Source organism: Sporosarcina sp. SG10008 (assembly GCF_044569405.1).
GTDB classification, from domain to species: domain Bacteria; phylum Bacillota; class Bacilli; order Bacillales_A; family Planococcaceae; genus Sporosarcina; species Sporosarcina psychrophila.
This window is the reverse complement of sequence record NZ_CP172607.1, coordinates 4,301,583-4,314,250: the sequence shown is the minus strand read 5'-3', so window position 1 is coordinate 4,314,250 and position 12,668 is coordinate 4,301,583. Positions and strand designations below refer to the sequence as shown.

Annotated in this window: 12 protein-coding genes; 9 read left to right on the top strand and 3 right to left on the bottom strand. The window is 35.2% G+C overall.

The window, feature by feature from the left end; genetic code table 11:
- Positions 1-187 precede the first annotated feature (187 nt).
- The 8 genes from pgeF (at position 188) to ACGLYD_RS20240 (ending at position 6,940) form a co-directional block, all read left to right on the top strand.
- Positions 188-970 carry a peptidoglycan editing factor PgeF gene (gene pgeF / locus ACGLYD_RS20275; protein WP_187046412.1) on the top strand — a complete coding sequence of 261 codons (783 nt, stop codon included), beginning with the start codon at positions 188-190 and terminating at the stop codon, positions 968-970.
- Positions 971-1,761: 791 nt separating this feature from the next.
- The gene (locus tag ACGLYD_RS20270) at positions 1,762-2,121 is read left to right on the top strand and encodes a hypothetical protein (RefSeq protein WP_340741226.1); all 360 of its coding nucleotides are present in this window, start codon (positions 1,762-1,764) and stop codon (positions 2,119-2,121) included.
- A gap of 1,115 nt (positions 2,122-3,236) precedes the next feature.
- Positions 3,237-3,560, top strand: a complete 324-nt coding sequence (locus ACGLYD_RS20265; protein ID WP_340741223.1) for a hypothetical protein — start codon at positions 3,237-3,239, stop codon at positions 3,558-3,560.
- 450 nt (positions 3,561-4,010) lie between these two features.
- Positions 4,011-4,688 carry a helix-turn-helix transcriptional regulator gene (locus tag ACGLYD_RS20260; RefSeq protein ID WP_399630250.1) on the top strand — a complete coding sequence of 226 codons (678 nt, stop codon included), beginning with the start codon at positions 4,011-4,013 and terminating at the stop codon, positions 4,686-4,688.
- A 232-nt stretch (positions 4,689-4,920) separates the two neighbouring features.
- Positions 4,921-5,154 (top strand): hypothetical protein, encoded by a 234-nt coding sequence (locus ACGLYD_RS20255; protein WP_067206596.1) that lies wholly within the window; start codon positions 4,921-4,923, stop codon positions 5,152-5,154.
- 233 nt (positions 5,155-5,387) lie between these two features.
- Complete coding sequence (locus tag ACGLYD_RS20250) at positions 5,388-5,951, top strand: recombinase family protein (RefSeq protein ID WP_399630246.1); 564 nt, start codon at positions 5,388-5,390, stop codon at positions 5,949-5,951.
- A 118-nt stretch (positions 5,952-6,069) separates the two neighbouring features.
- A complete protein-coding gene (locus tag ACGLYD_RS20245; protein ID WP_399630243.1) occupies positions 6,070-6,387 on the top strand; it encodes a toxin C-terminal domain-containing protein in 318 nt (105 codons plus the stop codon).
- Between the two features lie 52 nt (positions 6,388-6,439).
- Positions 6,440-6,940 (top strand): hypothetical protein, encoded by a 501-nt coding sequence (locus tag ACGLYD_RS20240; protein WP_399630240.1) that lies wholly within the window; start codon positions 6,440-6,442, stop codon positions 6,938-6,940.
- Between the two features lie 1,301 nt (positions 6,941-8,241).
- Here ACGLYD_RS20240 and ACGLYD_RS20235 read toward each other — a convergent pair.
- A complete protein-coding gene (locus ACGLYD_RS20235) occupies positions 8,242-8,931 on the bottom strand; it encodes a type 1 glutamine amidotransferase domain-containing protein (RefSeq protein ID WP_399630237.1) in 690 nt (229 codons plus the stop codon).
- Positions 8,932-9,005: 74 nt separating this feature from the next.
- Here ACGLYD_RS20235 and ACGLYD_RS20230 point away from each other — a divergent pair, with 74 nt between their 5' ends.
- On the top strand, positions 9,006-9,341 hold the full coding sequence (locus tag ACGLYD_RS20230; protein ID WP_342539423.1) for a MerR family transcriptional regulator: 336 nt from the start codon (positions 9,006-9,008) through the stop codon (positions 9,339-9,341).
- Positions 9,342-9,746: 405 nt separating this feature from the next.
- On the opposite strand, the gene ACGLYD_RS20225 is transcribed toward ACGLYD_RS20230, so the two are convergent.
- Positions 9,747-11,795: a histidine kinase dimerization/phospho-acceptor domain-containing protein gene (locus ACGLYD_RS20225; RefSeq protein WP_399630234.1), complete on the bottom strand. Its 2,049-nt coding sequence runs from the start codon at positions 11,793-11,795 to the stop codon at positions 9,747-9,749.
- Entirely contained in the window at positions 11,782-12,468 is a 687-nt protein-coding gene (locus ACGLYD_RS20220) for a response regulator transcription factor (RefSeq protein ID WP_067204501.1), read from the bottom strand. The genes ACGLYD_RS20225 and ACGLYD_RS20220 overlap by 14 nt, the downstream gene beginning before the upstream one ends.
- Between the last annotated feature and the right edge of the window lie 200 nt (positions 12,469-12,668).

Genomic DNA, 12,668 nt, shown 5'->3' with positions numbered 1-12,668 from the left:
TTCGCTAGAATCATTCGTCGTACAAGGAGATTATTAAAGTTTCTATTGAATTCTAATTATAAATTTAAAGTGCCTAGTCTATAGCGGTAAGCCGCAACATAAAATTCGTGAATTTCTTCATCAACATTATCGATAGCCATGATTTTTTTTGAATAGATAGTAAGGTATAGTAAAGCTAGGTGATGATATGAAAACAAAGATTTACGTAAACAATGACAAATTTATAGCAGGGATGACCATGAAAGATGGAGCCGAACTTGAACACAACAACATGGCGCTCCATGCCTGCAAAAAAACCGATAATATAATCGAAAATCGCAAAAGATTAGCCGTTTCCTTACAACTCGAGCTGAGTGACTTCGTTTGTGCCACTCAAACACACAGCGCCAATTTCTATCGCGTGACGCTCAACGATAAAGGACAAGGTGCCGAGCGAATGGACACCGCCATTGCGGACACAGACGCCCTGTATACCTATGAGCCCAATCTTGTATTGTGCAGCTTTACTGCTGATTGTGTACCCGTGATTTTTTACAATGAAGTGAACGGCCTCATCGGCGTGATCCATTCTGGATGGCAAGGCACAGTCAAAGAAATCACGTCGAAACTATTCGAACATTTAACACAAGTTGAACGCTGTAATCCGAGCGATTTTCACGTCCAGATTGGTGCAGCGCTAAGCCAGGAAAAGTTTGAAGTCGATGAAGATGTCTATTTAAAATTTAAAGCGCTTGGCTATGCGGATGATTTTATGTATTACAATGACGACACTCACAAATATCACATCGATAATCAGCTCGTCGTGAAAAGGCAATGTGAGTTGGCGGGAATTCCAGCTGAGCGGATTGCGATTGATCGAACTTGCACGTATGTAGATCCAGATGGTTTTTCTTATCGAGAGGATAGACAATGTGGGAGGCATTTGGGGTTCGTTGTAAAAAAGGACATTGACCAAATGGAGATAGAGTAACAATCAATTACATCAATGCAAGCTATCCGAAAAAGCACATCAGCTTTATACGTTGATGTGCTTTTTCGGATATTACTGTTTTCTCAAATAGCGAAACTTCCCCCTTGCGGCAGGGTCCACCCTAAACTCGCAAAACCTTGTGGCTCTAGGTTCATGAGTCTGTTAAAGGTTACTAAGTCTATTAAGTCTTTAAATAAAATCATTATATAGAATTCGCTAATTAACATGCATTTCTCTTTTTCTATAAAAAATCAAGACGAATTATTACACTTAGACACAAAAGGATCTTACTAGAAAAAAAGAGGATAAATCCTCAAAAAGGACAAGTCCTACTCTCTCAGACTATCAAATATAGCCACGGAAACGCACAGGTTGCTCATAGACAAATGATAAATGGAAATAGGTGTATGTTTTACCTCTTCTTTTACGGATGATTCTAGACTATCTGTGAGCGTTTTTAGAAAACCGAAGAAGATCAGCGGAAATGGCGAAAGGATTTTGTATAATTATTCGTTTAGACACGTCTAGCGTCCACCAGAAAGCCCGTTAATTCAACGATGTATAAAAATTTGATGCATAAAAAAGGGAAGGGCTATAGGAGAGAAACTGAGGCATGACAAGGGGTTGCCTGTTGGAAACAACTGCCGAGAATTGGTGTTATGTCAACCTGCTGTGTATGGCGCATGCAAGATTGTTCAGCGATCAATTCGAAGGTTTGCAGATTGATCTCATGTAGCGAATCCAATTTCTTGTTCAACAATCGGGCCATTTTATCGAAAAGAGGTAGTAAGATGACAAATTATTATTATTTAGCCTCAGATAAAATAATGAGGTTAGGCAATGGTTCAGTTGACTTTACTGAGACACATGCAGGTGTAATCCCAGGTTTTGATTATCCAATTCAGTTGGAAATTTATAATGGCATTGAAAAAGAACGGGAATCGCGGGAGCTATTGCAATATATTCGTAACCACACCGCACCTTATAAAGCGTGTACAGTGCAAGTAGCTAATTTATTAAACTCAAATAAAGTGGAGCTGAGAGTACAGAAGAAACATAAATTACTGCTACACGAAATTATTGATCCAAAACAACTTTTATTGCAAGAAGGGCATTTGTTGACTATTGAAAAAGTGCCAGTTACCCAATGATTTTTATAGAAGTTTTTAGAAATAGTCTTTACTCTATCTAACGGGCGCGATTGTTTAATATGCGTCTCTTTTTTTTTCTTCAACTAACGGGTGATTTAGTTCAAGTATTGGCTGCCTTTCATGGCAGCTGTTTTTATTGCGTATTGAGTCCCTAAATTTTCTACGGGATTAAAATCTGTCTTCCTCTCCCAACTTGCAAGCAATCGTCTAGTGTGAAAAGCGTCAAGGATAAAGTCAAGTAAATAAGGTCAAAAGATATATATACCAAACATGTAGAGTATAGGGGGGCGTAAGAAAAGAATGTAAGTATCTTATTTATTGCATTGCAGCTGGGACTCAATGTTTCCACTATTAGGTGGCATATCGAAAATGAATCCAAAAGTGAACTGGAAAATGAATTGGTGAGTATAACGAGGGGGTAAACGAAGAATAACGGTATGATAATGGAAATTATTCCACCGTTTTCGTAACATAATTTCGATAACCTCTACAACTGAAGTGAGCATTCCCAAAAAAGGTTTGGATTTCCCCACCGAAAAAATTATTTTTTTAATGGCTGCTATTGAATATTGAAATTGAAAGTATACCCTTCCTTCTATTTAGCGGTTAGATGGGTAGGACATCGAGAAGTCGTTCCTATATTGACTGTAGGTATGCTGTTTGTGGTGTTTATGTAGTATTAATCCCCCGACGAGGTTCTCAAATTTACTATGTATGCAAAAAGTACAGGAGACAGCCACCCCCCAGACAAGGTACCTCGGTGGGTATCCATTCCGACTATGACAGTGATTACTAATCTAATGGTAGTGGTTAATCGTTAATCGTCGAATCCGTAGCATTGGCCCCCCCTACATTAGACATAGACTTTAGATAGTACTGGAACCGCGTAGGTAGTGGGTTCTTGTTTGACCGTCATATGTGTTGGGTTGTGACAATCTCAGCCTCGCGGATCTCGCGTTCTCTCTCGCTGCTGCTGTTGGTTTGGTGGGCTGTCATCGTCTTACTGTCTAGCTGTCTGCCTTTCCATCTATCCGTGGTGTGGTGGTGCTAGTGGTGTCGCCGCAATTATGGTATAATAAGGAAAAAGATAATCGAACAAAAACGGAGGTGGAAAAATGAGTTTGAAAAGAAAGCCAGTAATTTTCTTTTTAACGTGTTTTGTTATAGGATCTGCACTATTTTGGTATTCACAAAAAGAGTCATATAGTGCAGAGAACGTTGTTGTGTCTGCAATGGACAGATATGAAGTGCAAAGTATCCAAGTTGGTGAAGAAGGTGTAATTGATGAAGTTGATAAAACGAGATTCGTAATTCGGATAGATGTTTACGATAAAAATGATATACCTAAAGTTGAATCATACTTACAAAAAAAATTATCTAAAGTAGATTTAGCACAATATGATATACAAGTGTTTTCTAATAAAGGGATAACTTATTAAACAGGACTGTCAATAGACCGTCTTTTTTTTATTCTCTTTAGGTGTCGTAACTTTTGAGTTTCGACACCTTATTTTCGTAAGTGCTGAATCTTTGAATACTATTTAAAATAATCAGAAAGTCATGTTAAAATGAAGGGTATTACGAATAAACCTTGTTCAACTAACGGGGCAGGTTAGCTTAATAAGAGAATCGAATTAAGGACGGTTTTTTAATTGAAAATAATTTGATACAACAATTAAATGTTAGTTTCTTTTGGTGGAGAAAATCATTAAAAATATAGCAATTATATGCAAGAAATAATTTTAATAATTTATTTTATTAAAGGTTAAAAAAACGTTGATATATCAACGATGACAAAAATCTTGGCGTTGGAAAACTAAGATGTGAAAAAGCTTATCTAGTTATTTAAATGGATCTGAAATATCCTAATTTTAGACAGGAGACGAGTTATGAATTTATCTGGAAAAATTAAAAAACTGAGAACAGAAAACAATTTAACTCAAGAGCAATTAGCTGAAAAATTGCAGGTATCAAGATCAACTATATCAAGTTGGGAAACGGGGAGGAGTTATCCTGATTTAGAAATGGTAATTGAAATTTGTGACTGTTTTGATGTTTCTTTAGATTTTTTACTAAGAGAGGACGAAAAAATGGTGCGAAAATTGAATTTTGGAGTCAAACAAAAAAGAATTTTAATAGGGCTAATAATTATTTTGGATGTATTGTTAATCAATATATTTGTAAGTGCAACAGCATTCCAAGCTAATCCAAATAGTTTGAAAATTAGTGACGTTAATATGATTCGAGATTTAAGTTATAACGGAGAAGATCCAAACAGAGATTGGAATTCAACAATTAATTTGAATGTAAAATCTAAAAATATATTCTTTAAACCTATAGGGGACGATTTATTAGTGTTCAATGACAATGGAAATTTAACAGTACAAACAAATTGGTCATTTAGCATTTTTAATATTTTTGATACGCAGCGAACTGTTAATGTTGACCAGTCTGTTTTTATTGATGAAAATGTGTCAAATGAAGATATTACGTTGAAATTGCATAAAGACGAATCGGATAATATAATTCCTTTTGAAATTTATAATTTAAATAATGGTAATAAATAACGGTAAAATTTAACGTAATTAATTTGTTGTCCTTATTCAACTAACGGGTGCTTTACTTGAAGATCGTTGAGATGCTTAGACGGCTCTTTTTTCTTCTTGAACTAACGGGGCAGGTTAGTTGAATAAAGTACATTAGGATGAATATGGTAAAATGAAAATAAACAATAACTCAAATGTTTTTGTTCAGCTTCCTCTATTGAGCTAAGAACGTTACATTTTAGGGGGATTTTAAATGGAGAAAATCTTAGTGAAAACAGGGATATATTCATTGGTTTTATCTTTCTTCTTATTCGTAGTCTTTATGAAAAGAGAAGTAAGCACAACTGATTTTGAGGGGATGACTTCATTTGTTGTAACGCCTTATCCAGAGTTTTTCTTTCAAATTATTAGATATTCTATTATCACTTCAATCATTGCAGTAATATGCGTATTGCTATATATACTGTTAAATAAGGAAAAAGAGTAACAAACTCAACAGGTGTATTACTACTTTATAGATATTGTGAAGGTTTGTACTTAAACTAACGGGTGCTTTAGTTGAACAAGAAGGCCGACCCTTTTATCGGCTATTTTTACACCATAACGGAGTCATAACTTCTAAGTATTGACACCAAAATCAGGATGCAGTAATATCAAGGCATCAATCGGTGTCGTAACTAAGTGTCATAAATAGACCGCAAAAAAGGGGGGCAAATACATATGAAATATGGTTATGGTCGCGTAAGTACAGCATCACAAGATTTACAGTTACAGCTACAGACATTGAAAAGTGAAGGTTGTGACAAAATTTATTCCGAGAAATTCACTGGAACTAAAGCGGATCGCCCCCAATTTGTAGAGTTACTTTCATTGCTGAAAAAAGGGGATACATTGGTAGTTACGAAGCTAGACCGTTTCGCAAGATCGGCAGAAGATGGGGTAAATCTAATCAAAGAATTGCTTTCAAAAGGAATCAAGGTTCACATATTAAATATGGGACTTGTAGAAGATACATCAATGGGCAGATTAATTTTAAGAATGTTATCAGCCATTGCGGAATTTGACAGGGATATGATAGTTGAACGATTAGCAGAGGGTAAAGCAATTGCGAAGCAGAATCCTGATTTTCGTGAAGGTAGACCGAAGAAATTCACTAAAAAGCAAGTAGCACACGCTTTACAGCTATTAGAAACAAATTCCTATACGCAAGTAGAAGAAATTACAGGGATTTCTAAAAGCACACTAATCCGTGCCAAAAGAGAAGTAACAAAAGGGTTGCTTTAGTTTAAGTATCGGCTGCCTTTACAGGGCAGCTTTATCTTATTGAGTAATGAAGTTAACTACTTCCGAGAAGAACAGTTATGGTACTTGTAACAGGTGCTGTTATTATTGGAGATGTGATGTGGGAAGCCACTACTTCAGTTGCAAAGAATACATAAATTTACTTTTTTCTAAAAATGATCCTGTATACAAGACAGATAAGGAAGCAGAAGCAGCTGCAAAAAAACTTGGTTATAAAAAAATTAGTGAGAAATGTGGTAAAGCCGCGATTTTTGATAAGGTGAAAAAATCCACAAAAGGGCCTGGTTATATATCTCGTGATATAGATAATCATAGCGGTAAGGCTGCTTGGAAAGGTGGCACTTCGCCGCAAAATCTCTGTTCAAAAGATAGAAGGAGTGGTACGTATGATACGAAACTCGACAGGGTCGCCGACTAAATCCATTAATACTAAGTCCGGGGTTCTCCTAACTGAACCGTGGAGTTCTTCTATGTATTTTGATGCACCCGTGGAGAATCGTGTTAGATTCTCCACGGATTTTTTTAGTGAAGTTCGAGTAAAAGGTATTCAAAAGTTTATTAACGACCTCACGTTGGGTGAGCCAACTATCGATCTATTCATTTCCCTAGAATACAATAGGAGAAAGAAATATATTGCTAAAAACTTATCAAAGCGTATATGTTTAGTTAATTGGAAAGAATATAAACTAACAAGTGAAGAGTTTGATCTTGACGATGGGTTTGGTAAGATTGCATCAATAAAAGATGTACCAGTAAGTGAGGCAATCTTATATACAATAGATGTACTTCTCAATAAAAACACTTGTGCTTTCAATGCTTTATTTATTATTGTTACGAGTAAGTATCTAATCCATTTCGGAGCGAGCGGAGACGTAATCAATATCCTTTCTAAAGACCCTAAGAATATTGATTATATAAAAATGGGTTATAAGGGTATTTTTGATACTGTTCACGATGAACCTTTAAGCTGAAATCAAAGTCAAGATGATTTGTTAAAAAGCGACCTATCCATATATCTGAACGGAAGTGCTAATTGTCTCACAAGTTATCTGTATTTACATTCTTACAAACTCCATTACTCAATAGTAATGGAGTTAACTACTTCCGTGAACGGGTGTTATGTCAACCGCATCTATATGAGAGTTAAAAGGTAACAAAAACAGGGTCGCTGTTATATTTCAAAACAATTCAATATAGCAATTGAAAACTTCGAAATGAAATGATAAACTTATTGCATATCAACTTACTTTAACTTTTAATACCGAACCCATGCGGGATCGGTGATGACTAATAGAGGTCTTTGGACCGATTGAGACACAGTTCTTTTTTTGCTGTGATTAAAAATCGGACCAGGGGCTTTTTTCATTCGATTCATGGCGAGTTATCAAAATTCGCAAGACGGAGTATCATACAAAAATCAAGAAGGATGTTCTCAACTAATTTTTAAACGTTCATTTCATAAATAGGGAACGTTTAAGTAGGAATAAATATTACTGCTTCTTTTATTTCTAAAATTATGTATAATAGAGGTAGTTATTTAATTTTTTGAGAGTCCTTATAAATCCCACGTAGAGACGTGAGCAGATTAAAAAGGGCATGAAGTATTTTGCATTGCCTATTCCCGTATTCATACGAGCAGAACAGGCATACTGAAAAGTTTTTTTAAGGCGAATCCAAAGGCACACTTGCGCATTTTTACAATGCACTTGGAGTGTATTTTTATATACAATATTAAACAGGAACCGATCGTAAAGAAACCTTTACGGTTTGTTGTGAAGCCATTCCTGGATAAAAAAGAGAGCATGAAGGAACGATATCTCTGCAAATCCCGTCTTTTGACGAGCAGATTTAAGTAGAGTTTCACCACAGTGATCAGTGTATCAAAAAAACTAAACAGGTAAGAATCCAAAAGACGTTTCATGCGCAAAATTGCGCCATAGATGCGTCTTTTTTGATTATAAAAAAGTGTATATTGGGAAGAAGTTGCTCATTTCCACAATACACTCGGAGTGTATTTTTATATATGAAAATTAAATGAAAGCAACCGTAAAGAAACCTCGGATTTTTATTGTTTTCTATTAATCAGTTACTGGAAAACACATCACACCAACTACTTAGAATATAATCCAATTAAAGCATCTACTATTACAGTCGAGGACCCTAGCTTTCATTAAACCGAAGTATTTTAGCGCCGTTTCGAAAGCAAAAAAAAGCACTTCCTTGATCAATAAATGATCAAGGAAGTGCTTTTTTCAGAAGCTCGAGTGTTATATTATCGTGCTGATTTCAATAATTTTAATACCCCTTTGGCAACTGCACCACCTGATGCTGGATTTTGTCCAGTGACAACACGGTCATCAACTACAGCGAACGCTGCCCAGTCTTCGCCTTTCACGTAATTGGCTCCTCTGTTAACAAGTTCATCTTCTGTTAAAAATGGAACTATTTTATCTAATCCAAGTGCGATTTCTTCAGTGTTTGCAAAACCTGCAACCTTTTTGTCGGCAATTAAATAGTTACCTACCGCATTTTTAATATTTAATAAACCAACAGTACCATGACAAACAGCAGAGACAATCCCGCCATTTTCATATATTTTACTAGCAATGTTTTGTAACTTTTCATCATTAGGGAAATCCCACATTACACCGTGTCCACCTGTGTAATAGATGGCATCATAATCTTCAGGATTAACATCTTCTACCGATAAAGTAGCACCTAGCTTATTTAAAAAATCATCGTTTGAATAATATTGCCAATCTAATTCAGTCATTTGATCTGGTTGTAAGCTGTGTGGATCAATCGATGTATATCCACCTTTAGGGCTAACGTAAACTATTTTATATCCCTCTTTTTCCATCTCATCTACAAAGTGAACAGCTTCTCCTAACCATAATCCTGTTGCACGTTCCAGATTTGGATATTTAGAAATATTAGTTACAACTACTAAAATGTTTTTCATTATACATGCTCCTTTTTGTTTGATACTATGAACCTTAAAGGTTAAACCATACTTTAAGTCAAGGAGGACGTGCTGTGTATTCTATTCAAAAAGCTAGCCTATTAGCTCAAATTCCTTCAAGCACGATCAGATATTATGAAAAAATAAATTTAATTCCTCCAATAAAAAGAAATAAACAAGAACATCGTACATTTGATGATAAAGACATTGAAATTCTTAATTTAATAAGATGTTTCCGACATCTAGGAATGTCGATTGAAGATATAAGAGTAAGCATTTCAAACATAAATTTAGAATATGAAGATATGAATACTAAAGCAATTTTATTTCAGCATAAGAAAAAATTAGAAGAGCAAATTGGTATTTTAAATTCATACATCCATGAAATCGAAGAAAAAATAGTTATATAAAAATTTCAAAAGTTGATTCCATTTGAGCTGCCCCTGTCAAATAGACAGTGTGAATGTCTTCAATCAAGTGACGGCCAAATGAAATGGGTAATTTTTTAATTATCTTACTTATGATACGGCTCTCCATGATGTGGCTAAGTGCGGTTTTTCATGAAAAAAAGTACCTTGTCCATTTCACATGAATAAGATACTTTTACAATTTGATTATTATTTTCGATTTGCACATCAATACTTACCTTCAGTATTCTTTCTAAATATCCGCAATCCTCTAATTCTCTAGCATAAGCATGTTTTTTAAACTTGAAGAACGTTGAAATTCTTTAACAACATCTCTATCACTTTTATTAGCTACATCTATACACAGAAAAAGAATAGGACACTCACATATCCTATTCCCTTGCTACGTTATTCATTTGGAAATTTCGGTAGATAAATCATCGACTTAAATAAATCGCCATCTACTTGAACTAAGAACCGTCCGAGCTGGATGTGAATCAGGCTTTCAGCAATCGACAACCCTAATCCGCTACCTTGACTTGATCTAGATTCATCCCCTCGTTTAAAGCGTTCCATTAGTTCATCGACTGAAATATTTAATTCATATGCTGAAATATTTTTAAATGTCACGAGTATTTCATTCCCTAAATCTTCAACATCAATATAGACCCTTGATGCAGGCTGTGCGTATTTAAAAATATTCGAGAATAAGTTTTCGACGGAGCGCCATAGGAGTTTACCATCAGCCTTCACATACACCTTTTCTGTTGGGTGAGCTAACTTAAAATCTAATGACGACGCTTCAATTTTTTCATCCATTTCTCCTATTCCTTGCGTTAGTAATGATACGATGTCAATCCGTTCTAACTGAACAGGCATACTTCCGCTTGACGCTTTAGCCGCTTCAAATAAATCATCCGTTAAGATCTTAAGTCTTTTCGATTTTTGATCCAACACGTCTACATATTCTGCAATTATTTCAGGGTCGTTTTCTATTTTTAATAAATCGACATACGTAATGATTGACGTTAATGGCGTTCTGATATCATGCGAAACATTTGTAATGAGCTCTGTTTTTAAACGCTCGCTCTTGATCTCACTATCCACTGACTTTTTTAACCCATCGTTAATACTATTAATATTCGCTGCGAGTCGGCTAAACTCCCCTTTTCCGTCTACTTCAATTCGATGATGAATATCCCCATTCTTAATTTGCTCTACGCCCTCTTTAATGCGGTTAAATGACTTCACCTTTTTCATCGCAAACCAGGCAGCTAGACCAATGGTAACGGGAAACATGAAAAACGTTGCTGCAACTACTATTGGATAACCGATGACAAGCAGCACAGTTTTTACACCTATACTGCCACTATCAAATACATTTTTCACCGAAAGAAAAACCTTTTTGAGAATTTGATAGATGAGTGTATGCTGAAGTAATGATCTATTTTTGATATGCTTTACGAGCGATAAAATCATCAGTAAGGCAATGATAAAAATAGGTGCCGTGAGAAGCGTGTGCATATCGTGCAACACTTCAACAATCATCGCTATCCACATCGCTGTTAAAGAAACGACTATCACAATATTGAGATCATTATATAGTTTGTCAATGACATGAAAATGAATTTCTTTATCTTTAAATGACGTTCTTCCAATAACCATGATTAGATAAACAAAAGATAAAATAAATCCTGCTAGAAATACAATTAATTCATTAAGAAAACTTTTGGCAATCGCTTTGTCTTTTTCCCATCCCTGCATTTTTTGTTGTAAGAAAGATTCTTTAAACGCCACAAAAATGACGTCTTTTTGTGGATTCAACTTTTCAACATTGTGTGTAAAGTAATCGAGGTATTGACTTTCTTTCACTTCATTTGGATAAAGCTTTTGTTGATAATCCTCAAATAGCATATATGCACCAAATGATTCAAATTGCTCTTTCTTATTTAGTTCACTATTGGAGAATACATGTTCACCATCACTCGCATAATACACGCTTCCTTCATATGCTTCTAGTGTGCTGAGTAACCGATAAAATTCTCTTACCTGTTCTTTCATGCGTTCATCTTTTTTACGATTGATGTCATCTGCATATTCTTCTTTAAAGATGCGCTTATTGTCCGCTTCACTTAAGTCGTAATCATATCCGTTGTAATGAAATTCATTGAATAACTCGTTTTCAATTCCTCGTCTATCTTCTTTAGTCAGTGCCTTACCACCTAAAATATATTCTTCACTTTTATACTTTCCGATTAATTGCGTTAAAGAGGTAATAAGATCGTAACTTTCATCAGCAAATACTCGGCTCTCAAAATAATTATCTTGATTTATACTACTAAGATGAACCTCATTAAATTCCATGTTGATAATTGCCTTCGCTGCACCAGTTAAACAAACGATGGCAATCAGAAACACAACCACTTTCGTAATGAGTGCATGACTAATATTTCTCAACTTTATACCCAACTCCCCATACAACTTTTAAATACTTCGGCTCTTTCGGATTAATTTCAATTTTTTCTCGAATCTTTCGAATATGAACCGAAACCGTATTTTCTGGATTAATGGCCCTTTCATTCCATACCTTTTCATAAATCTCTTCAATCGTGAATACTCTCCCAGCATTTGCTGTGAGAAGCTTTAAAATTTTATACTGCACTGGTGTCAAATAGACCTCTTGTTTATCAACGGTAATGATTTTCTGTTCATCATCAATCATGAGCCCGCCCGTTTGAAGTACATAACTACTCGCCTCAAGACTCCCGAATGTCGTATACCTTCTTAGCTGCGATTTCACTCTAGCCACAAGTTCTAATGGATTAAACGGCTTGGCCATATAATCATCTGCTCCGATATTTAATCCAAGTATTTTATCATAATCCTCAGACTTGGCAGAAAGCATAATTACCGGAATCATATTATCTTGTCGAATCTTCATCGTCGCCGTAATCCCATCCATTTTTGGCATCATAATATCCATAATAATTAGGTGAATAACGTGATCTCGAATAAGATCGATTGCCTCTATCCCATTGTAAGCTTTGAATACTTGATAACCCTCATTTTCCAAATAAACGCTAATCGCTCTTACAATTTCTTTATCATCATCACAAATCAAAATGTTCAACTACATTCATTCCTCCATCTCTTTAGGCTCATGTGATCACCCCTATAGGATCTGTATAAGGATATGATACTATTTAAATCTTAACAAACATGCACACCAATTCTTAAGACTTTCTTAGTTTTTTTCCTAAGTAAATATAATTATGCCGAATAGACGATTCTGTGTTTCCTGATTCAATATAAAATCTTAGAAAATTATAT